Annotated in this window: 19 protein-coding genes; all 19 read left to right on the forward strand. The window is 37.8% G+C overall.

Going from position 1 to position 22602, the window contains the following annotated elements:
* The first annotated feature begins 214 nt into the window (after nucleotides 1-214).
* The 19 genes from F1560_RS19885 to F1560_RS19975 all read left to right on the forward strand — a co-directional run bounded on the left by F1560_RS19885 (nucleotide 215) and on the right by F1560_RS19975 (nucleotide 22579).
* Nucleotides 215-1003 (forward strand): DUF3388 domain-containing protein, encoded by a 789-nt coding sequence (locus tag F1560_RS19885; RefSeq protein ID WP_149476369.1) that lies wholly within the window; start codon nucleotides 215-217, stop codon nucleotides 1001-1003.
* A 243-nt stretch (nucleotides 1004-1246) separates the two neighbouring features.
* Complete coding sequence (locus F1560_RS19890) at nucleotides 1247-2173, forward strand: helix-turn-helix domain-containing protein (RefSeq protein WP_149476370.1); 927 nt, start codon at nucleotides 1247-1249, stop codon at nucleotides 2171-2173.
* A 254-nt stretch (nucleotides 2174-2427) separates the two neighbouring features.
* Nucleotides 2428-3009 (forward strand): CDP-diacylglycerol--glycerol-3-phosphate 3-phosphatidyltransferase, encoded by a 582-nt coding sequence (gene pgsA, locus F1560_RS19895; protein ID WP_149476371.1) that lies wholly within the window; start codon nucleotides 2428-2430, stop codon nucleotides 3007-3009.
* Nucleotides 3006-4253 (forward strand): competence/damage-inducible protein A, encoded by a 1248-nt coding sequence (locus tag F1560_RS19900; protein ID WP_149476372.1) that lies wholly within the window; start codon nucleotides 3006-3008, stop codon nucleotides 4251-4253. Before pgsA ends, F1560_RS19900 begins: the two co-directional genes overlap by 4 nt.
* A 173-nt stretch (nucleotides 4254-4426) precedes the next feature.
* Complete coding sequence (gene recA, locus F1560_RS19905) at nucleotides 4427-5488, forward strand: recombinase RecA (RefSeq protein WP_149476373.1); 1062 nt, start codon at nucleotides 4427-4429, stop codon at nucleotides 5486-5488.
* A gap of 324 nt (nucleotides 5489-5812) precedes the next feature.
* Nucleotides 5813-7375: a ribonuclease Y gene (gene rny / locus F1560_RS19910; protein WP_149476374.1), complete on the forward strand. Its 1563-nt coding sequence runs from the start codon at nucleotides 5813-5815 to the stop codon at nucleotides 7373-7375.
* Between the two features lie 219 nt (nucleotides 7376-7594).
* Nucleotides 7595-8392 (forward strand): TIGR00282 family metallophosphoesterase, encoded by a 798-nt coding sequence (locus F1560_RS19915; protein WP_149476375.1) that lies wholly within the window; start codon nucleotides 7595-7597, stop codon nucleotides 8390-8392.
* A 104-nt stretch (nucleotides 8393-8496) separates the two neighbouring features.
* A complete protein-coding gene (locus F1560_RS19920) occupies nucleotides 8497-8757 on the forward strand; it encodes a stage V sporulation protein S (protein WP_011066027.1) in 261 nt (86 codons plus the stop codon).
* A gap of 148 nt (nucleotides 8758-8905) precedes the next feature.
* A complete protein-coding gene (gene miaB / locus F1560_RS19925) occupies nucleotides 8906-10465 on the forward strand; it encodes a tRNA (N6-isopentenyl adenosine(37)-C2)-methylthiotransferase MiaB (protein WP_149476376.1) in 1560 nt (519 codons plus the stop codon).
* Between the two features lies 1 nt (nucleotide 10466).
* On the forward strand, nucleotides 10467-10895 hold the full coding sequence (locus F1560_RS19930; RefSeq protein WP_149476377.1) for a YlbF/YmcA family competence regulator: 429 nt from the start codon (nucleotides 10467-10469) through the stop codon (nucleotides 10893-10895).
* A gap of 225 nt (nucleotides 10896-11120) precedes the next feature.
* Complete coding sequence (locus tag F1560_RS19935) at nucleotides 11121-11687, forward strand: outer spore coat protein CotE (RefSeq protein WP_149476378.1); 567 nt, start codon at nucleotides 11121-11123, stop codon at nucleotides 11685-11687.
* Between the two features lie 155 nt (nucleotides 11688-11842).
* Entirely contained in the window at nucleotides 11843-14428 is a 2586-nt protein-coding gene (gene mutS, locus F1560_RS19940; RefSeq protein WP_149476379.1) for a DNA mismatch repair protein MutS, read from the forward strand.
* A 22-nt stretch (nucleotides 14429-14450) separates the two neighbouring features.
* Nucleotides 14451-16322, forward strand: a complete 1872-nt coding sequence (mutL, locus tag F1560_RS19945; RefSeq protein ID WP_149476380.1) for a DNA mismatch repair endonuclease MutL — start codon at nucleotides 14451-14453, stop codon at nucleotides 16320-16322.
* A gap of 680 nt (nucleotides 16323-17002) precedes the next feature.
* Complete coding sequence (locus F1560_RS19950) at nucleotides 17003-17452, forward strand: Dps family protein (protein ID WP_149476381.1); 450 nt, start codon at nucleotides 17003-17005, stop codon at nucleotides 17450-17452.
* A 22-nt stretch (nucleotides 17453-17474) separates the two neighbouring features.
* A complete protein-coding gene (gene miaA / locus F1560_RS19955) occupies nucleotides 17475-18407 on the forward strand; it encodes a tRNA (adenosine(37)-N6)-dimethylallyltransferase MiaA (RefSeq protein ID WP_149476382.1) in 933 nt (310 codons plus the stop codon).
* Nucleotides 18408-18448: 41 nt separating this feature from the next.
* Nucleotides 18449-18673, forward strand: a complete 225-nt coding sequence (gene hfq / locus F1560_RS19960) for an RNA chaperone Hfq (protein ID WP_149476383.1) — start codon at nucleotides 18449-18451, stop codon at nucleotides 18671-18673.
* A 331-nt stretch (nucleotides 18674-19004) separates the two neighbouring features.
* Nucleotides 19005-19913 (forward strand): stage V sporulation protein K, encoded by a 909-nt coding sequence (spoVK, locus tag F1560_RS19965; RefSeq protein ID WP_149476507.1) that lies wholly within the window; start codon nucleotides 19005-19007, stop codon nucleotides 19911-19913.
* 90 nt (nucleotides 19914-20003) lie between these two features.
* Nucleotides 20004-21239 carry a GTPase HflX gene (hflX, locus tag F1560_RS19970; RefSeq protein ID WP_149476384.1) on the forward strand — a complete coding sequence of 412 codons (1236 nt, stop codon included), beginning with the start codon at nucleotides 20004-20006 and terminating at the stop codon, nucleotides 21237-21239.
* A gap of 83 nt (nucleotides 21240-21322) precedes the next feature.
* Complete coding sequence (locus tag F1560_RS19975) at nucleotides 21323-22579, forward strand: methionine gamma-lyase family protein (protein WP_149476385.1); 1257 nt, start codon at nucleotides 21323-21325, stop codon at nucleotides 22577-22579.
* Nucleotides 22580-22602: the final 23 nt, after the last annotated feature.

The following is a 22602-nucleotide window of genomic DNA, read 5'->3' on the forward strand; positions in this document are numbered from 1 at the left end:
AGCTAAAAATTATATGAAAACTATGGTAATTGCTATTTAGAAAAAATGAAAATAATGTTATATTACTTATAGAGGTTGAAAGTTTAAACATTATGGTATCATCATGCTAAAAAGTTTTAATGATGTCATTATTGGTGAAATTACGTAATAAATTATTAAAACGAGCTAACAATTGCTTAATATAAATAAAGTATGTAAAATAAAGGGGCTTATTATGGATAGGACAGAATGGTATCTTGAATATGAGATTCAAATGAACCGTCCTGGATTACTGGGAGATATTTCTTCTTTATTAGGAATGCTTTCGATTAATATTATTACCATAAATGGTGTGGAGAACGCTCGCAGAGGAATGCTGCTCTTATCGAAGCATGATGAAAATATAATGCGGTTAAAGTCCATTCTGCAAACGATGGATACGATTAAATTATTTAAATTACGGAAACCTAAGCTTAAAGATAAAATGGCAGTTCGTCATGGAAAATATATACACACAGATAACGATGACAGAAAAACGATTCGTTTTGTTCGAGACGAACTTGGACTCCTTGTTGACTTTATGGCAGAACTTTATAAGCAGGATGGCCATAAATTAATCGGAATTCGCGGAATGCCTCGTGTGGGCAAGACAGAATCTATTGTTGCTGCTAGTGTTTGCGCAAGTAAACGCTGGTTGTTTGTATCAAGTACAATGATTAAACAAACGGTTCGTAATCAATTAATTGAAGGAGAGTATAATCAAGATAATATTTATATTATTGACGGGGTTCTCTCCAAGAGAATGGCAAATGAGAAGCATTGGCAATTAATTCGCGAAATCATGCAGTTACCCTCAGTTAAAGTAGTGGAGCATCCAGATGTTTTTGTGCAGTCTACCGAGTATAGTATGGATGATTTTGATTATATTATTGAATTACGTACAGATGTAGACGAAGAGATTACATATGAACCGGTAGAACGAGATCAGTTTAGTAATAATGGCTTTTCGATGTTTGATTTTTAAGATTTTATGTTTGAAAAGGAGTATAAAAAGGACCGAGAAGTTCGAGGCGGCGTAGTTTTGAGTATCGGAACGTATGCAACTAATACGTGAGGAACAGAAAAACAAGCCAACGAGCTTCCGCAGGATGTGGTGACTTCGACGTTCGACACAGGACGTGTCGGTAGTTAGTCGAAGGTCTACTGTTCTCGATGTGTCATTTTTACCGGACTTTTTGAACTACCTATAAAATGGAAGGTGTTATATATGGATGTAGGGGCGAAGCTGAAAGAGGCACGTCTTGCTAGTGGATTGTCTCTAGATAGTCTACAGGAAACGACAAAAATTCAAAAAAGATATTTAGTGGCAATCGAGGAAGGTAATTTGCATATTTTACCTGGGAAATTTTATGCAAGAGCTTTTATTAAAGAATATGCAAATGCAGTTGGATTAGATCCGAATGAATTATTAGAAGAACATAAAGAAGAAATTCCTAGTACTGAAGAAGAAAATGTCCAATATACAAGAATGCAGCGGACAAGGAAAGAAAATCATACGGAGAAGTCATCTGGTCGTATAGCTTCATTGATTCCGACTATTATAGTGGTTCTGCTGATTGTTGGTATTGTTTTTGTTGCTTGGTGGTTTATTCGAGAAAACATGGCTGGGGATGCAACAAATCCTGTAGAAGAACCTGATGATAATGTCATTATTACGAATCCGAACGATACAGGTACAGGCAATGAGGATGCTGACAATGAAGCAGATGATTCTGATGGAAATGCAGATGAAGAGGAAAATGAAGATGAATCTCAAGACGAATCTCAAGACGAATCGAATGACCAATCAGAGCCTGAGTTTACGGTAACAGAGGAAGGCACTGGTTCCCAACCGGTTTCTACAATTGAAATGACAAATGCTGGCGATGAAGTAATTCTTACATTGGAATCTGTTGATGATAATCAGCATACATGGTTAGAAATCAGAGAAGAAGGTGGAGAATCTTTCTATAATAGCAGCTTTTCTGCTGACGAATCACCGGTTGAAATTGATATCAGTGACGCTGAAGCAATTTCATTTAATGTGGGATATGCTCCTGCTTTGAAAATATCCATCAATGATGTTGAGCTAGAATATCCAGTTGATGCAAACCAGTATGTACACCAACGATTGAATCTAACTATTACGCGTTAACGATAGCAGTTAAGTTTATACAGTAGATTGTTGTAGAAACTGAATACCATAGATAAAGTGAAACTTTGTTTAGTGAAGGCAACCATTTGCCCACTAAATGTTAGTTGAACAGAATCAGAAATTTATGGGCTGTTTATACCACAAGGATAATACAGCCCGTTAATGCGTGATAAAACCCTTCCCTTTACCTATGTGGAAGGGTTTTTATATCATTATCGTAAATCAATTAAAAAACTCTAGGAGGAAACAAACGAATGAATTTACCAAATCGACTTACATTATCACGTATTATGATGATCCCAATTTTTATCCTTTTACTTAGTTTACCACTGGATTGGGGTACATGGGATATCGGGGCAGCAGATTTACCTGTAGCACATTTTGTAGCTGCTTTGATTTTTATTATCGCAGCAGGTACGGATTGGATTGATGGTTACTATGCAAGGAAATATAATTTAGTTACTAATTTAGGTAAGTTTATGGATCCCTTAGCAGACAAATTACTTGTCTCTGCTGCGCTTATTTTGCTAATTGAAATGGGGTTAGCTCCAGCTTGGGTTGTCATCATTATTATTAGTAGAGAATTTGCAGTAACGGGGTTACGCCTTGTAGCTGCCGGTGCAGGAATTGTACTTGCTGCAGGGAAAATGGGTAAATTGAAAACTGCAACACAAATGATTGCAATTGCCGTTTTGCTACTGCATAACTTCCCGTTTGCTTATATTGACTTTCCATTTGGTACAATTATGTTATATATCGCATTATTCTTTACAGTAGTATCGGGTGTTGATTATTTCGTCAAAAACTGGCATGTGATGAAGGAGTCGAACGAATGAAACAAGTAAAAGCGGAGATTGTAGCAGTTGGTACTGAGTTGTTGCTTGGACAAATCGCAAATACAAATGCACAATGGTTATCACAGCAACTAGCACAGTATGGTATTAACGTATACAACCATGCAGTGGTGGGAGATAACTTAGATCGCGTAGAAGAAGCATTTCTACAAGCACAAGGAAGATCGGATATTATTATCGTTACTGGAGGACTTGGTCCAACAGATGATGATTTAACAAGAGAGGCCTTCCAACGGATAAGCAAACTAGAGATGGTGGAGCATCAAGCGACGATTGATAAAATTGAAATGTATTTCAAGAATCACACGTCAAACATGACCCCAAATAATCGAAAGCAAGCACGCATTTTTAAAGGCTGTACGGTATTGAAAAATAACGCAGGGATGGCACCAGGAATGAAGGTTGAACTGGAAGGGAAATCATGGTTTTTCCTTCCAGGGGTTCCGCGAGAAATGAAACGGATTACAACAGATGAAATTATACCGTTTTTGCGTAACCTAACGGGTGACGCGCAGATGATCAAGTCACTCGTATTGAAATTTATCGGCATTGGTGAATCAACATTGGAACATGAGTTAAAAGACTTAATCATAGCACAAAGTAATCCAACAATTGCCCCCCTTGCTCAGGATGACGGGGTAGTCATCCGTTTAACAGCAAAAGGGTCATCGGAGAAGCAACTTGATGAACTCCTCGGAAAAACAAAAGAGCAAATTTTAGCGAGGGTTGGAGATCACTTTTTTGGTGAAAATGATCAAACAATCGAGCAAGTCATTGTTGAGCTGCTCCAGAGTAAAAATAAAAAACTTGCAGCTGCTGAAAGCTTAACTGGTGGAATGTTTACAGAAAAAATCATATCGGTAAGCGGAGCATCAAGTGTGTGCCCTGGTGGACTTGTTTGCTATGATACAAAAGTCAAACAAAACATTCTTGGTGTGGCTGAACAAACGATTCAAGAAGAAGGAACTGTAAGTGAAGCGTGTGCAGCAGAAATGGCAGATCAGATTCGAAAAAAGTTTGATTCACAGATTGGTATAAGTTTTACAGGAGTAGCTGGCCCTAATGAAATAGAAGGGCAGCCAGTAGGGAAAGTGTATATTGCTATTTCTGATGCGAATGGATACAAAAAAGTAGACTCGTTTTTATTTACTGGTGCGCGTTTTTCTATTCGAAAAAGAGCAAGTATAAAAGGATTAGAAATTTTATTTAATTATTTGAAATCTTAATTTTAATAGTTTTCGGATGATGAAATAATGTTTTAAGCTATTCTGCATGGTTAGAAGTACTAATTTTGGATAATTTTCACTACAAAATTATAAGAACATCTATTCGTTTTTTGCTTGGCAAACGGCGTAAAAACATGTATGATGAATATAGATAAATCAAGGAGGTAGTTTCGTTGAGTGATAGAAAACAAGCTTTAGATATGGCTTTAAGACAAATAGAAAAACAATTTGGTAAAGGCTCCATTATGAAACTCGGTGAAAATGAAGTCCAGAAAATAGAAACTATTCCTAGTGGGTCATTGGCATTGGATGTTGCACTAGGTATTGGTGGGTATCCGCGTGGAAGAGTTATTGAAATATATGGACCGGAGTCATCAGGTAAAACAACTGTGGCGCTCCATGCAATCGCTGAGGCGCAAAAGAAGGGTGGACAAGCTGCTTTTATTGATGCCGAGCATGCGTTGGATCCAATTTACGCAAGAGCCTTAGGTGTGAATATTGATGAGTTGCTTTTATCACAGCCTGACACTGGTGAGCAAGCACTGGAAATTGCCGAGGCACTTGTACGAAGTGGTGCTGTAGATATTATCGTTGTTGACTCAGTAGCAGCACTCGTACCAAAAGCAGAGATTGAAGGCGACATGGGTGATGCGCATGTTGGGTTACAAGCACGGTTAATGTCACAAGCATTGAGAAAGCTTTCTGGTGCAATTAATAAATCAAAAACAACAGCAATTTTCATCAACCAAATTCGTGAAAAAGTTGGTGTTATGTTTGGGAACCCAGAAACAACACCAGGTGGACGTGCACTTAAATTCTACTCTTCTGTACGTTTAGAAGTACGTCGTGCAGAAACGTTGAAGACAGGAAATGATGCTGTCGGAAATAGAGCAAGAATTAAAGTGGTTAAAAATAAAGTAGCACCACCATTTAAACAAGCTGAAGTTGATATTATGTATGGAAAAGGTATTTCAAAGCCAGGAGAAATTCTTGATATTGGTTCCGAATTGGATATTGTTCTAAAGAGTGGAGCTTGGTATTCTTATCAAGGAGAAAGACTTGGTCAGGGCCGTGAAAACTCCAAGCAATTTTTATTAGAAAACGAAGCGATTATGGATGAAATTCATAGTGAAATTCGTAAGCATTATGACCTGGATAATGATGTTGCAGCAGGAGAGAAAGCAAAAACAAATGATAGTGAAGAAGCAGTTAAGCAGGAAACGCTCGATATGTAAAAATTAAAGGATCTTGATCGTACGATTATCGTGTGATCAAGGTCTTTTAATTTTGTAAGTAAGTTTATAAAATTACTTGTTTAGAAAAGCAAAACCAGCTAAATTATACTATTTTATTCATTATTTCAAAGTCAGAACCACAATCTGGAAAGTTTTTATACATATAGTTGTGGGTTTTCTTGACATTAGCAGTTTTCACAATTAAAATTAAGGGTGTATAATTTTATAATTCTATTATAAAGTTACTTTAATGTTTAATGCATTCAGAATGTTACATGCCGACAATATGAATTGTACAATTTTATAGCAATAGGAGGTGAAATCATGGACATTATTCTTTTAATCATCTCCATTTTGCTTGCTCTGATCGTCGGTATTGTTGTTGGTTATCTGATACGTAAATCTATTGCAGAAGCTAAAATTTCCAGTGCGGAAACCTTCGCGAAACAAAAGATGGAAGAAGCTCGTAGAAATGCAGATGCGATTAAAAAAGAAGCGCTTCTTGAAGCAAAGGATGAAAATCACAAGCTTCGTCAGCAGACAGAAGAAGAGTTACGTGAGCGACGTATGGAAGCTCAAAAACAGGAAAACCGTCTGATGCAAAAAGAAGAAAACCTGGACAGAAAAAGTGAAACATTAGACAAGCGTGAATTAATGTTAGAGAAGAAAGAACAATCTCTAACAGACAGACAACAACAAATTGAAGAAATGGAAAGCAAAGTGGAAGCTATGAAACAAGAGCAGCAAACTGAGCTTGAGCGCATTTCAGGATATACAACGGACCAGGCTAAGCAGATTATTTTAGAGCGAATCGAAAAAGAAACGAAACACGAAGCTGCAGTAATGATTAAAGAAGCTGAAAATCGAGCGAAAGAAGAGTCGGATAAGAAGGCGAAAAGTCTATTATCTTTAGCTTTACAGCGTTGCGCTGCTGATCATGTTGCAGAGACAACCGTTTCTGTCGTTAACCTTCCTAATGATGAAATGAAGGGTCGAATTATTGGTCGGGAAGGTCGTAACATACGAACTTTAGAAACGTTAACTGGTATTGATTTGATTATTGATGACACACCAGAAGCAGTTATATTATCTGGTTTCGATCCAATTAGGCGAGAGACAGCTCGAATGGCATTAGAGAAACTGGTACAGGATGGACGAATTCATCCTGCAAGAATCGAAGAGATGGTGGACAAAGCCAGACGAGAAGTTGATGAATATATACGCGAAGTTGGAGAAGAAACAACGTTTGAAGTTGGAATACACGGGTTACATCCAGATCTAGTAAAAATACTCGGTCGTCTAAAATATCGTACAAGCTATGGACAGAATGTACTGAAACACTCAACTGAGGTTGCTTACTTGTCTGGATTGCTTGCTGCAGAACTTGGTGAGGACGTGACATTAGCGAAAAGAGCCGGATTACTTCATGATATCGGAAAAGCAATTGATCATGAAGTGGAAGGCAGTCACGTTGAGATTGGTAAAGAGCTAGCAATCAAGTACAAAGAGCATGAGGTTGTCATTAATTCGATTGCTTCCCACCATGGCGATGAAGAAGCTACTTCTGTAATTGCGGTACTGGTAGCTGCAGCTGATGCATTGTCCGCTGCAAGACCGGGAGCAAGAAGTGAGACGCTCGAAAATTATATCAAGCGTTTAGAGAAGCTTGAAGAGATTTCGGAGTCCTTTGAAGGAGTAGAGAAATCATTCGCTATTCAGGCTGGTAGAGAAATTCGAATTATGGTAAGACCTGATGAAATTGATGATATTGAATCTGTTCGAGTAGCACGTGATATACGAAAACGGATAGAATCAGAGCTCGATTTTCCTGGTCACATTAAAGTGACAGTTATTCGGGAAACTAGAGCAGTTGAATATGCGAAGTAAGAAAAGCACAGACATCTATTAAATAGTGTCTGTGCTTTACTATTTCTTGGGAAAGATTTATTCCTTCTGCTTACTAAATACGAAATTTCTAATAGAGCTATTTAGTTAGAACTTCTCCAAAAATAAAGTCGCATTTCGTTGTAAGCTATTGCTATCTTTTGACAATCAGCTTGCAATGTGAAAAACTTATACTATTATAAACGATAGGATGATAGAACGATGAAAATACTATTTATAGGTGACGTTGTAGGTTCACCTGGGCGTGATATGGTGCGAGAATATTTACCTCGATTGAAGGAAAAATATCGCCCGAACATGACAATTATTAACGGTGAAAATGCTGCTTCTGGTAAAGGGATAACGGAAAAGATTTATAAACAATTTTTAGAATTGGGAGCTCAAGTAATTACGATGGGCAACCATACTTGGGATAAAAAGGAAATCTTTGAATTTATTGATGAAGCGAAATACATGATTCGTCCAGCTAACTTTCCAGAAAATAATCCAGGAAAAGGAATTGTTTATATTAATATAAATGGAACAGAAGTAGCTGTTATCAATCTTCAAGGAAGAACATTTCTATCGGCAATTGATGATCCATTTCAAAAAGCGGATCTATTAATTGAAGAAGCTAAGAAAAGAACGAATCTTATTTTTGTTGATTTTCATGGAGAAGCAACAAGTGAAAAACAAGCAATGGGCTGGTATTTAGACGGAAGAGTAAGTGCTGTTGTTGGTACACATACCCATACGCAAACTGCGGACGAACGTATTTTACCAAGTGGAACTGCATATATATCAGATGTCGGGATGACGGGACCTTATGATGGAATTTTAGGGGTGGATCGTGAAGCAGTCTTGAAACGTTTTTTAACATCTCTTCCAGTACGTTTTGAAATTACCAAAACGGGTAGAACACAATTAAATGGAATTGTGGTTACAATTGATAATAATTCGGGTAAAGCAACTAAGATAGAACGAATTATCATCAATGACGATCACCCATTCTTCGGTTGATTCATAGAATTCTTCTAACTTAGATGCATTATAGGGAATAAGCTAACATCTCCACGAATATAGTAGCAATATAACTACAATAGCGCATGAAGGAGGTACTAGTAATGGAAGTATTAAAAGTTTCAGCTAAATCAAATCCAAATTCAGTAGCAGGCGCACTTGCGAATGTCTTAAGGGAGCGTGGCACAGCGGAAATTCAGGCGATAGGTGCAGGAGCACTTAATCAATCTGTGAAAGCAGTAGCCATTGCAAGAGGGTTTGTCGCACCAAGCGGAGTGGATTTAATTTGTATCCCTGCATTTACGGATATTTTAATTGACAATGAAGAACGTACGGCCATTAAGTTAATTGTTGAACCAAGATAGTGTGACGAATTTGGCAACCTTCCTATTATGTAGGAAGGTTTTTATTTGCTCTCTAGTTAGAAGTATTGTTAAATTTAGTTAGAAGCTTTATACTTTACTATTGTATACCTATACATAATGTGAATTACGACCTGAAAGGAGTTTCTTGATGAACGAAGAACAACGAATACAACAAGCCGGGATTAATCAAGTAGATAATAACATAGAACGTATTAAAAATACGAAAAGTGACGACATGATTGCGAAATATTTCCAAACAAGTTATGAAGCCCAATCTCCTGATATTAAAAAGGCAAGAAAGCGTCTGAATGAAGACGTTCAAATTCATTATGATTTCGCTATTCCAGAAGATATGGCTACGATTGGAAAAGGAAAAAAGTTTTTAATTCGTACCTATGGTTGTCAAATGAATGAACATGATACTGAAGTAATGGCTGGTATTTTAACTGAAATGGGTTATGAGGCTACATCCGATACAAACGATGCTGATATTATTTTGTTAAACACATGTGCAATTCGTGAAAATGCAGAGAATAAAGTATTTGGTGAAATCGGACATTTAAAACCGCTTAAAATAGAAAAACCTGATCTCATCATAGGGGTCTGTGGTTGTATGTCTCAGGAAGAATCTGTAGTAGATCGAATCTTAAAGAAACATCAACATATTGACCTTATTTTCGGAACTCATAATATCCACCGTTTACCACAGCTAGTGAAAGAAGCGCTCTTTGGAAAAGAAATGATTGTTGAAGTGTGGTCCAAAGAGGGAGATGTCATTGAAAACCTTCCAAAGGTTCGTAAAGGTAAGATCAAAGCGTGGGTAAACATTATGTATGGCTGTGATAAGTTCTGTACCTATTGCATTGTCCCAATGACACGTGGTAAGGAAAGAAGCCGTCTCCCACAAGATATTATCCAAGAGGTACGTCATTTAGTCGCACAAGGCTATCAAGAAGTAACGTTACTAGGTCAAAACGTAAATGCTTATGGAAAAGATTTTGAGGACATTGAATACGGTCTTGGGGATTTAATGAATGATATTCATAAGATTGATATTCCACGTGTGCGTTTTACAACTTCTCATCCGAGAGACTTTGATGATCGCTTAATTGAAGTATTAGCAAAAGGTGGAAATTTACTGGATCATATCCATCTTCCTGTACAATCTGGAAGCAGTGAAATCCTTAAGAAAATGAATCGTAAATATACGAGAGAAGATTATTTGGAATTAGTTCGTAAAATTCGTAAAGCTATTCCTAACGCAACATTAACAACTGATATTATTGTTGGATTCCCAAATGAAACGGAAGAACAATTTGAAGAAACAATGACGTTGATGGAGGAGGTTGGCTTTGAAGCTGCTTACACCTATATTTACTCTCCACGTGAAGGTACGCCAGCAGCAAGGAAGAAAGATGACGTGCCAGAATCGGTGAAAAAGCAACGTCTTTATCGGTTAAATGAGCTTGTTAATAAACAATCCGCTGCGTCTATGAAAACGTACAAAGGGAAAACGGTTAAAGTTCTTGTAGAAGGCGAGAGTAAGAAAGACCCAGATATACTCGCAGGTTACACAGAAAAAAATAAGCTTGTTAACTTTAAAGGACCAAGATCATCCATTGGTAAAATTGTAGAAGTTGAAATAACGGAAGCAAAAACATGGTCATTAGATGGTGTAATGGTTGAAAACACAGTTGAGGTGAATTAAGATGGCTGAATATAATCGTAAGGAAGTATTAGAGGAAGCAAAAAAGCTAGCATCCATGCTTGCGAATACCGAAGAAATTGATCGTTTCAAACAAGTAGAAGCAAAACTTAATGGAAACCAAAAAGTTCAAAAACTGATTCAAAAAATTAAAACGTTGCAGAAGCAGGCTGTTAATTTTCAAGCATATGAGAAAAGGGAAGCACTAAAGAGAATCGAAGCTGAAATTGATCGACTGCAAGAAGAGATTGACAGTATCCCAGTTGTGCAGGAATTTAAAGAGACACAAATTGTTGTAAACGACGTTTTGCAGCTAGTCTCAAAAACAATCGCACGTGAGGTAACAAATAACGTCATTGAATCCACCGGCGGTGATGTGCTAGCAGGTGAAACTGGATCCAAAACAAAAGATAAATCTGGCTGCAGCCATTAATAAAAACCAGGCAACTAAGTTTGTCTGGTTTTTTAAATTGATATGGATTGTAAAATCACAAACCATTCATGAACGGAATAACCTACTGAGACGATACAGAACGCTAAAAAATAATAAATAAAGCACTTAAAACCCTTACGAATCCTGCTTTTCATGAAATGCTATGCACTTTAGGTATTTGTCTTGCATAAAATGACTATGAAAAAAGAGGAGGTAAAAGTAATCATGACTTTTCTTGATAAAGAATATAGAGAAATCATAACAAAAGCAGTCTGTGGAAAAGGGCGTAAGTTCACGCAGGACTCCCATTCCATTTCGCCGTCGCATAGACCTTCAAGCATTCTAGGTTGCTGGGTTATCAATCATTTATATAATGCCAAGAAAAAATCAGAGGATACGGTTGAAATTAACGGTAGCTACGATATAAATGTTTGGTATTCCTACAATGACAACACGAAAACGGAAGTGGTTACCGAAAGAGTGACTTACAGTGATATCATCCCGTTATCCATTAAAGATGAAAAATCCATCAATAACGAATACGATGTGATAGCTAAAGTCATTCAACAGCCAAATTGTTTGGAATGTAAGATCGCTAGTAAAGGAAATAAAGTCACAATCGAAATTGAACGTGAATTTATTGTCCAAATTATTGGTGATACGAAAGTGTATGTCAGAGTCAATCCAAATTGGGAGAAAGCGGATGAAGACGATGATGAGGCCTGGGATTTCGAAATGACTGAAGATGAAGCGAAGGACGTTAAGCCAGATTTTTTCCATAAGAAGGATTAAAAAAATGCGAGGGATAATACTCTCGCTTTTTTATTTATTTTTGAGAACGGCACTACAATTTTAAAAATGATTGATGCAATTTTTCGTTTCTACTATCGGGTCTGATTTATGCTATAATTGCAGAAGAATATTTTTGGGCAGTTGGAGGATTTATGATGGCGAAGCTTACACCAATGATGGAACAATACATGAAAATAAAAGCAGAATATAAAGATGCATTTCTATTTTATCGGTTGGGTGATTTTTATGAACTGTTTTATGAGGATGCAATCGATGCTGCAAGAGAGTTAGAAATAACATTAACGAAACGAGGCGGCGGAAAAGGCGAGTCGGAAATTCCGATGTGTGGAGTACCTCATCATTCCGCTGAAAATTATATAAAAACATTGATTGAAAAAGGTTATAAAGTAGCGATTTGCGAGCAAGTAGAAGACCCGAAAACGGCAAAAGGCGTAGTGAAAAGGGAAGTTGTTCAGCTGATTACTCCGGGAACAGTAATGGAAAGCAATATGTTAAAAGAGGGCGAAAACAACTATATTGCAAGTTTATCTCACTTTAAGGATGGCTCCTATGTCATCGCCTATAATGATTTGTCTACAGGTGAAAACTACCTAGCATTAATTTCCGGTGGATGGGATTCGGTTATCCATGAACTATTTAATCAGCCGATCAGGGAAATTGTGATTTCTTCTAATTTACCTGAAGAAATGCAGCATCAGCTTAAGGAAAGGTTGAATATCACACTATCCTTCCAAGATGAAGTAACATTCAGTGCGGAATATCGAAGCTTAAGCGAAAACTTAAATGATGAACGTCTGATGAAAGCATTTAGTCGTCTATTGAATTACATTCAAGATACGCAAAAGCGATCTCTCGACCATCTTCAACCAGCAGAGGTTATCAGGTTAAAGGACCATCTATCGCTTGATATGTATTCCAAACGAAATCTAGAATTGACGGAAACGATTATTAAAAAAGGAAAACACGGAAGTCTGCTTTGGGTATTAGATAAAACTGCTACCGCAATGGGCTCACGGATGCTCAAAAAATGGCTAGAGCGACCATTACTTGATCGAAATCAAATTGAAGCACGTCTGGAAGCTGTAGAAGGTTTTTATCGTGGGTTTATGGAGCGTGACACACTGCGGGAGGTTTTAAGATCCGTCTATGACCTCGAACGATTAGCTGGAAGAATCGCATTCGGCAATGTAAATGCTAGAGATTTAATCCAGTTAAAAGTATCGTTAGAAAAGATCCCAGAGTTGAAGAATACTTTAGAGCAATTTCAAGTGAAGGAACTTAGTAATCTCGCGGAACAACTTGTATACCCAGAGTATCTTGTGGGATTATTGGATGCTAGTCTCGTAGAAAATCCACCAATGTCGATTAAAGAAGGATCGATTATTAAGACAGGCTATAATGAAACATTGGATTCTTACCGCGATGCATCTAAAAATGGGAAAACATGGATTGCAGAACTTGAACAAAAGGAAAGAGAAGAAACCAACATAAAATCCTTGAAAATAGGTTATAATCGTGTTTTTGGCTATTATATTGAAGTAACAAAAGCCAATATTCATCTATTGCCAGAAGGAAGATACGAACGAAAACAAACATTAACAAATGCAGAACGGTACATTACACCAGAGTTGAAAGAGAAAGAAGTTCTCATCTTAGAAGCGGAAGAAAAAAGTGTTGATTTAGAATACACGTTGTTTATCGAAATAAGAGAGAAAATAAAAAAGCATATTCCAGAACTTCAGCAGCTTGCCGATGTTGTAAGTAATATCGATGTTCTACAAGGGTTTGCGACAGTTAGTGAGGAAAATAATTACAAGCGTCCAAGATTTGGAAATAGCAGCTTAATGATAAAAAATGGCCGCCATCCGGTTGTGGAGCGAGTCATGAAGGATGGTTCATTTGTACCGAATGATATTTCACTGGATGAGGATAAGCATATATTGTTAATTACTGGTCCAAATATGTCTGGAAAAAGTACCTATATGCGTCAATTGGCATTGACTGCTATTATGGGCCAAATTGGCTGTTTTGTACCTTGTGAGGAAGCCGACTTAATTATATTTGATCAAATTTTTACTCGTATAGGAGCAGCAGATGATTTGGTTTCGGGACAAAGTACATTCATGGTCGAAATGCTTGAAGCGAAACATGCGATTGCAAATGCGACTGATCGAAGCCTGATTCTTTTGGATGAAATTGGACGTGGGACGAGCACATATGATGGCATGGCTTTAGCACAAGCAATCGTCGAATATATTCATAATAATATCCATGCTAAAACATTATTTTCAACCCATTACCATGAACTGACGGCGTTGGAGGATTCATTGTCTAACCTTAAAAATATCCATGTTCGTGCAGAAGAAAATGAAGGAACGGTTGTGTTTCTTCACCAGATTAAAGAAGGTGCAGCAGATCAAAGTTACGGTATTCATGTTGCGAAGCTTGCAGAGCTGCCAGATGCTTTAATTGAACGAGCATCGGTAATTTTACAACAATTAGAAAGTGACGATAAACCGACACCGAACACAGAAAAAATAGAAGCTGGTCAATTAAGTTTCTTTGTAGAGGACAAAGTACCGGTGAAAAATGACAAACAACCGAAGTTGGCTAAACAGCATACAGTTGTGACAGAATTAAAGGATTTGAATCTATTTGAACTGACACCATTGGAAGCAATGAACGAATTGTACAGACTGCAAAAAATGGTGAAGCAATAAAGGAAAAGAAAGGATTGTTTGCATGTCTATTATACAAATGTCAGAAGCCCTAGCGAATAAAATAGCTGCCGGTGAGGTTGTTGAGCGCCCGGCGTCTGTAGTAAAAGAGCTTGTGGAAAATAGCATCGATGCAAACAGTACATGGATTAAGGTTGATATCGTTGAAGCTGGGTTGCAGCAAATTAAAATTACGGATAATGGCGATGGGATTTCTGAACAAGATGCAACGAAAGCATTCCTCCGCCATGCTACCAGTAAAATAAAAAACGAAACAGATTTATTCCATGTGAAAACACTCGGTTTTCGTGGGGAAGCTTTAGCTAGTATTGCTTCTGTTAGTAGACTAACCGTTAAAACATCTCAAGGGGATGCGGCAAGTACCTTTCTATCAATAGAAGGTGGAAAGGTATTAGAAAAAAAGAAATCTGATGCACGTAAGGGAACGGAAATTACCGTGGAGGATCTTTTCTTCAATACGCCAGCTCGATTAAAGTATATGAAAAGTATACACACTGAATTAGGTCATATTACAGATTTATTAAATCGATTGGCGCTTTCTCATCCGGAAATACGCTTCGAGGCAACCCATAATGGGAAAGGTTTATTCAAAACAGCAGGGACTGGTGATGTCCTTCAAGTTATTTCACAAATTTATGGAATGAATATTGCTAAAAAAATGCTTCCCCTTAAGCATGAGACACTTGATTTTTCGATTGAAGGTTATATCGCGAAGCCAGAGGTAACGAGAGCTTCAAGAGCCTATGTTTCAACCATTATTAATGGGCGCTATATACGAAGTATAGCTTTAACACAGGCGATTATTCGTGCATACCATACGCTTTTGCCAATCGGGCGCTCCCCCATTGTTGTTTTATCGATAAAAATGGATCCCATTCTTGTTGATGTGAACGTCCATCCAACAAAGCTTGAAGTTCGCTTTAGTAAAGACCGGGAATTGTATGCAGCGATTGAAGAAACGATTAAACAAAAGTTTCGTGAAATAACGTTGATACCAGAAATGGAAAGAAAAGCAAAACCGAAAGAGAAATCGATTCAGCATGCGATGAATTTTGATAATCCTATCGTCGAGAAAAAGCCTGAAAGCACAGGGTGGCAGTCAGAAAAACAGAAAGTAAATTATAATCCGCCAGTTCAGGAAATTAGAGAATCCGCTGCTCCGTCAGTTGAATACAATGAAAAGTTTGCAACACCAACGCATGAAGACGAAGCAGAAGCCGAACAGAACGGTTCTTCTATACCTGATGTAGTAGAGACACCAGTGGAAGAGCGAGCTACAGTAGTTGATCGGCAACGTGTACCAACCATGTATCCAATTGGTCAGCTCCAAGGTACTTACATCCTAGCTCAAAATGAAAACGGGCTTTATATGATTGATCAGCATGCGGCTCAGGAAAGAATCAAATATGAATTCTTCAGGGAGAAGTTAGGCAAGCCTTTCAATGAATCTCAAGAATTACTTTTACCGATGACCTTTGAGTTCTCAAAACGAGAAGCAATATTTATTGAGCAATACAAAGAGAGCTTTGAGAAAGTAGGATTGTTTTTTGAAGCCTTCGGGAATCAAACCTATGTGATTCGCTCACATCCGAATTGGTTTCCAAAAGGGTTCGAGGAAGAGGTTATTCGAGAGATGGTCGAACAGATTATGAATGAAGAGAAGGTAAATGTAGAATCGATACGTGAGGAAGCAGCGATTTTAATGTCCTGTAAACGGTCAATCAAAGCAAATCATTATTTAAAACAGGAAGAAATGTTTCGACTTTTGGAAGATTTACGAACAACGACCGACCCATTCACATGTCCGCACGGAAGACCAATTATAGTTCACTTTTCAACGTATGAATTGGAAAAAATGTTCAAGCGGGTTATGTAACCATCGCAATTCTCGTGGTGTAAGAATAATTGGTGTACGGAATAGTCCAGAAGTAACGCTAAATTTAGGCTTTTTGATAACCTGCTTAGGCCGTAATTGAAAGAAACTGCGGACTAATATGCAATTTCGGATTGTGCTTATACCCGCTATGGAAACACAGTACGCTTTTCGCGGGTGACCCGACGTTCTTAAGAGTCTCACTCTAGTCATGTATCCCGCAGGAGTCTCCGTGTATTTCCATCGCTAGTATTGGCTCACTGCGTATTACTAACATTGTTTAGCAAAACAGAAACGTTGCTCTAACCAGTCCGTGTGAGCGTAGGGCGGTGACTCCTCGAAAATAAAAACCAATTTTCTTCGTGCGATGTAAAAGCTGACGAAGCATTCCTTGTCCTGTGGGAACAGCACGTGTCTGAAGACTCGCAGGAAGGGGGCTTCTTCCGGAGAGGCTGAAGCCGTGCCCACGGAAAGCATCCGCCCGAAGCGATCCCGGACGGCGATTATTGCACACACTTGAAGAAAATGCAGAGAAGTTAGTTCGCATTCTATATTACTAGCTGACCAGTAACATTCGGATTAAACGCTCGACTCTTTTTATGAATCCAAAATGTATAAATTGCCTACACCATGACAAAGCTAATCCTATGCATACATGCAAATACGGTTTAGGTGTGGGTATATTGGATAATCAAAAACTAGTCAATTTTTTAAATCAATTACTGTCAAACTACTTTGTTATGTACGTTAAATTGCATCGTTACCATTGGTTTGTACAGGGGAGACATTTCTTTCAGCTGCATGAAAAGATGGAGGAATTATATACTCGATTTGCGGCAGATAGTGATGACATCGCAGAACGGATTTTAACAATTGAGGGAAAGCCACTTGCTACAATGAGTAAATATTTAAAAGAAACGACATTAAATGAAGCGAATGCAGATGATAAAGAGGCGGAGATCATCCAGCAATTAATCCAGGATTTCACTCAAATTATTTCAGAAATTAAACAAGCAGGCATCCCGCTTGCTGAAGAATCAAATGATGAACCAACATCTGACTTGTTAATCACGCTTCAAGGACAGCTGGAGAAAGATATCTGGATGTTTAAAGCATATACAGCTTATGAATAAAAATGTAATCTAGGGGAATACTATGAAAAAAAATGTAGTTGCAATTATGGGACCGACCGCTGTTGGTAAAACGAAATTAAGCATTGAGCTTGCTAAGCGATTCAATGGTGAGATTATCAGCGGAGATTCCATGCAAGTGTATAAGGGGCTAGACATCGGGACAGCAAAAATTAAACAAGAGGAAATGCAAGGCATTCCGCATCATATGCTTGATATAAAAGACCCAAATGAGGAATTCTCTGCTGCTGACTTCAAAGAGCATGTACAGCAATACATAGCTGAAATTACAGCGCGTGGAAAGTTGCCAATTATTGTCGGTGGAAGTGGGCTGTACATTCAGGCCGCACTTTATGATTATAATTTTTCAGAACGTAAGAGGGATCCTTTACTCTCGAAGAAGATGGAGGAAATGGTGGAATCACAAGGGATTATGCCACTATATCATCGCCTGGAGCAAATCGATCCGGAGCAAGCTAAGAAAATTCACCCAAATAACCATCGCCGAGTCATTCGGGCGTTAGAAATCTATGAAACAACTGGAATGACGATGAGCGAATATGAGAACAATCAAGTTATGGAATCTCCTTATAATCCGATATTAATTGGCCTAGAAATGCCGAGAGAGTTATTGTATGAACGCATCAACGCTCGAGTAGATCAAATGATTACAGAAGGTTTGATTACAGAAGTGAAAACTTTATATGATAAAGGCTACGCTTGCTGTCAATCGATGAAAGCGATTGGCTATAAAGAATGGACTAGCTATTTTAAAGGTGAGCAAAGTTTGGAACAATCCATTGAATTATTGAAACGAAATTCTAGAAGATATGCGAAAAGGCAATATACATGGTTTAAAAACAAAATGGATGTATCCTGGTATTCTGTTACTCCTGCTACAATTAATGAAGATTTTACATTAATTTTCAAGGGATTAGCAGGAATTTTGAAAAAATGATAGAATTAATTACATACAGATAGAAAAGAGGAGGAAGTTCGATGGCGCAATCAGTCAATATTCAGGATCAGTACTTAAACCAATTGAGAAAAAACCATATCTCGGTTACTGTATTTTTAACAAATGGCTTTCAATTGAGGGGTATTGTTAAAGCGTTTGACAATTTTACAGTTTTATTAGAAACGGATGGGAAACAGCAGCTTATTTTTAAACATGCTATCTCAACCTTTGCTCCAGTTAAAAATGTAACTCTGGATAAAGAATAGTTATTCGAACGGACGCTAACTTTAGCGTCCGTTTTTCCTGGTTAGAAAGATGAACCAATTGATTCAAGATCATATTTATTTTAAAAGGGTAAGTGGTACATAAAAGATTTAAATGGCGACATAACTAGGGGAAGTAATTGTCTTATTGTTACCTCTAGGATCAAGTTAGACTATTTATTCGCGGCTGATAGAATGATTTCTGTAGCTATTTCACGTCATCTGCCAGTGGATAATTTTTCATTTGGTACTCATTATGTTGGGCTATTGTCACGCAAATCTCCCTGTTTGCGTATACTGAGATTGAATAAGGGGTGATTTCACAGTGACACAGATGCAAGGGTATAAAAATGGAAAAATTAATATAATTTTGCAGGAACGAAAAGATACTGAACTTAACTCAAAACCATTATCCATTGAAAACAGTCCGTTCAACAAGGTTGATGCTGCTTTCTCTTCCTTTGTTGGAATGAATAACTTAAAGCAGACGATTAAAGAAATTTATGCAACAATCTTAATGAATGAAAAGCGAAAAGAAATGGGCTTAAAAAGTTCGAAACAAGTTTTGCATATGCTTTTCAAAGGCAACCCTGGCACAGGAAAAACAACAGTAGCTAGGAAACTGGCTAAAATGTATTATGATATGAACATACTTTCCAAAGGGCATTTTATAGAGGCTGAAAGAGCTGATCTTGTAGGGGAGTATATTGGGCAAACGGCACAAAAAACGCGAGCTATCATTCAAAAAGCGATGGGCGGCATACTATTTATTGATGAAGCTTACTCCCTAGCACGGGGTGGAGAGAAGGATTTTGGCAAGGAAGCGATTGATACATTGGTAAAACATATGGAGGACAGTCATGATGACTTTGTGCTTATTTTAGCTGGATATCCGTATGAAATGGATCGTTTTTTAACATTTAACCCTGGTTTGGAGTCCAGGTTTCCCTTCATCCTCGAATTTGCTAATTATGAGGTTAATCAATTGATGGAGATTGCGAAGCAGATGGCATCGATTAGGGAATATAACCTAACAAAGGAAGCGGAGAGAGAACTGCGAAATCATCTTTATAAAAAGCTATATGAGAAGAATAGAAACTTTTCTAACGCAAGGTATGTCCGGAATGTGATTGAGCAGGCGATTCGATTACATGCAGTTCGTGTTTTGCAACAGAGTACTTACACGACTAAAGATTTAATTCAACTTACTGGAAATGATTTGCAATTAGAGCCAGATAAATAGCGATTTTGTATCCAGCATGTTCTTTGTTATGATGGAAGTATGAAGCTAGATATGTCATATTGATATAGACATCAAAGAAAGAGGTTACTAATGTCTAAAGAAAAAATACTAATTATTGCAGTAAAACAAAAGATGCAAAGCGACCAACTTTTTTCTTCCTCGTTGGAAGAATTGATTTCACTAAGTAAAACTGCAGGTGGAACGGTAGAAAAGGTAATGACTCAAAATAGAAACCGTATTCACCCTGCTACATATATTGGTGAGGGTAAAATCCATGAAATGATTGCATTAATGGATGAAATGGAAATTGATCTCGTCCTGTCGAATGATGAGCTTTCGGCAGGACAATTGAGAAACTTGACAGACCTTCTCGGTGTACGAATAATTGATCGCAGTCAGTTAATTCTCGATATTTTCGCAATGCGAGCAAGGACGAAGGAAGGAAAACTACAAGTTGAGCTTGCTCAGTTGGAATATATGCTGCCAAGACTGCATGGTCAAGGTGTCGCTATGTCAAGACTTGGTGGTGGAATTGGGACAAGAGGTCCAGGGGAAACGAAACTGGAAACAGACCGAAGGCATATCAATAGGCGAATCGATGATATTAAACGAAGGTTGAAGCTAGTTGTTAATCAACGAACGCAATACAGAAAAAGAAGAAAAAATAATGCTATCTTCCAAATAGCAATTGTAGGCTATACGAATGCAGGGAAATCAACATTATTTAACCGATTAACGATGAGTAATTCCATTGAGGAAGACCTTCTATTCGCAACACTAGATCCATTAACGAGGAAAGTGCGTTTACCTTCTGGATTTGAACTACTGATGACAGATACGGTTGGTTTCCTTCAGGAGCTTCCAACAGCATTAATTGCATCCTTCAGGTCAACGTTAGAAGAGGTTGTTGAATCTGATTTTCTATTACATGTTGTAGATGCATCCCATCCGGATCAAGTGCAACAACAGGATACTGTCAATCGTTTACTGGAGGAACTTGGGGCAGACCATTTACCAGTGCTTACACTGTACAATAAGAAAGATATTGTGACCGAGGATTTTATACCAGAAAATCATCCGTATCTATTTATAAGTGCTTATGATAAGCAGGATAATGACCTCGTGTTACAAAAAGTAGAAGAAACGCTCAAAGAGACGTGGCAAAGTTATTCGATTGAGTTAAATCCCGATCAAGGAAGCTTAATCAATAAACTTACGTTAGAAACAATCATAGCCCACAAACAGTATGATGAGAACAAAAACAACTATTTAATTCGAGGGTATATAAGAAAAGATCATGCGTTGAATCATTACTTATTCCATTGATAATAGATAATGGTATATATAATCACTTGTATTTACAATGTTTTTTGAAAGCATGAACAGCTAGAAGAGGAGAAACAAAACAGATGATAGAAAAATGGATAACACAAGCAGAAGAAAATTGTGAAGAACAATTTAAAGAAATTAATAAAGTTGTAGAAATCAACCAAAAGAAGGTACTTGATGCATTTATTAAAAATCGAATTAGCGATAGTCACTTTAATTCGACAAGTGGTTATGGATATGATGATTTAGGTCGAGAAGGGCTAGAAGCAGTTTATGCGGATGTTTTTGGCGGAGAAGATGCACTCGTTCGCCCGCAAATTGTTTCGGGGACACATGCGATTTCAACAGCTCTATTTGGATTGTTACGACCGAATGATGAATTAGTCTATATAACTGGAAAACCGTATGATACGTTAGAAGAAGTAATCGGTAAACGGGGGAATAATTCCGGCTCCTTAATGGATTTTCAAATACAATATAATGAAGTTTCACTAACTACAGACGGGTCAATCGACTATATGAATGTAAAGCAAGCAATCAGTGAAAATACAAGGGTTATTGGGATTCAACGGTCAAAAGGATATGACGAAAGGCCATCTTTTACAGTGGACCAAATTGGTGAAATGGTACGTTTTATAAAGGAAATTAATCAAGACCTTATTATTTTTGTTGATAATTGCTATGGTGAATTTGTGGAAGATAAGGAACCACTTCAGGTTGGAGCGGACATTATGGCTGGTTCTTTAATTAAAAATCCGGGCGGTGGAATTGTACGAGCCGGTGGATATATTGTTGGTAGAGCAGACTTAATTCATCAATGCGCGAATCGCTTAACAGCTCCTGGACTTGGTAAAGAGACCGGCGCGACAATGAACATGCTTCAAGAAATGTATCAAGGCTTCTTCCTTGCTCCGCATATTGTTGGGGAAGCGTTAAAGGGAGCAGTGCTAACCGCACGTTTTCTAGAGTTGGTTGGATTCCAAACATCCCCAGGCTATAAGGAGAAACGAACCGACTTAATTCAATCGGTAACCTTTAATGAAGCAGATCAAATGATAGCTTTTTGTCAGGCAATTCAGCAACATTCTCCTGTAAATTCCTTTGTTACGCCGTACCCTAGTGAAATGCCGGGATACGAGGATGAGGTCATTATGGCCGCTGGTACATTTATTCAAGGTGCGAGCATTGAACTATCAGCAGATGGTCCAATTAGAGAGCCGTTTACAGCATTTGTTCAAGGCGGGCTCACCTATTCTCATGTGAAGATTGCTTTAAAAGAATCTGTAAAAACATTACTGGAAAAAGGTTTTTTATCGGATGAAAAGGGAAGAAAATGACTATGAGAGGTGTTACAAAAAGA

It is taken from the genome of Oceanobacillus polygoni (assembly GCF_008304605.1).
GTDB classification, from domain to species: Bacteria; Bacillota; Bacilli; order Bacillales; family Amphibacillaceae; genus Oceanobacillus; species Oceanobacillus polygoni.

Bases quoted from the DNA above. Each gene is read 5' to 3' on its own strand.
- F1560_RS19930 (WP_149476377.1), top strand. From the start codon at position 10,467: ATGGCTGAATATAATCGTAAGGAAGTATTAGAGGAAGCAAAAAAGCTA.
- hflX (WP_149476384.1), top strand. From the start codon at position 20,004: ATGTCTAAAGAAAAAATACTAATTATTGCAGTAAAACAAAAGATGCAA.
- pgsA (WP_149476371.1), top strand. From the start codon at position 2,428: ATGAATTTACCAAATCGACTTACATTATCACGTATTATGATGATCCCA.
- mutS (WP_149476379.1), top strand. From the start codon at position 11,843: ATGGCGAAGCTTACACCAATGATGGAACAATACATGAAAATAAAAGCA.
- F1560_RS19920 (WP_011066027.1), top strand. From the start codon at position 8,497: ATGGAAGTATTAAAAGTTTCAGCTAAATCAAATCCAAATTCAGTAGCA.
- miaB (WP_149476376.1), top strand. From the start codon at position 8,906: ATGAACGAAGAACAACGAATACAACAAGCCGGGATTAATCAAGTAGAT.
- F1560_RS19915 (WP_149476375.1), top strand. From the start codon at position 7,595: ATGAAAATACTATTTATAGGTGACGTTGTAGGTTCACCTGGGCGTGAT.
- rny (WP_149476374.1), top strand. From the start codon at position 5,813: ATGGACATTATTCTTTTAATCATCTCCATTTTGCTTGCTCTGATCGTC.
- hfq (WP_149476383.1), top strand. From the start codon at position 18,449: ATGGCGCAATCAGTCAATATTCAGGATCAGTACTTAAACCAATTGAGA.
- spoVK (WP_149476507.1), top strand. From the start codon at position 19,005: ATGCAAGGGTATAAAAATGGAAAAATTAATATAATTTTGCAGGAACGA.
- F1560_RS19885 (WP_149476369.1), top strand. From the start codon at position 215: ATGGATAGGACAGAATGGTATCTTGAATATGAGATTCAAATGAACCGT.
- F1560_RS19890 (WP_149476370.1), top strand. From the start codon at position 1,247: ATGGATGTAGGGGCGAAGCTGAAAGAGGCACGTCTTGCTAGTGGATTG.
- F1560_RS19975 (WP_149476385.1), top strand. From the start codon at position 21,323: ATGATAGAAAAATGGATAACACAAGCAGAAGAAAATTGTGAAGAACAA.
- mutL (WP_149476380.1), top strand. From the start codon at position 14,451: ATGTCTATTATACAAATGTCAGAAGCCCTAGCGAATAAAATAGCTGCC.
- miaA (WP_149476382.1), top strand. From the start codon at position 17,475: ATGAAAAAAAATGTAGTTGCAATTATGGGACCGACCGCTGTTGGTAAA.
- F1560_RS19935 (WP_149476378.1), top strand. From the start codon at position 11,121: ATGACTTTTCTTGATAAAGAATATAGAGAAATCATAACAAAAGCAGTC.
- F1560_RS19900 (WP_149476372.1), top strand. From the start codon at position 3,006: ATGAAACAAGTAAAAGCGGAGATTGTAGCAGTTGGTACTGAGTTGTTG.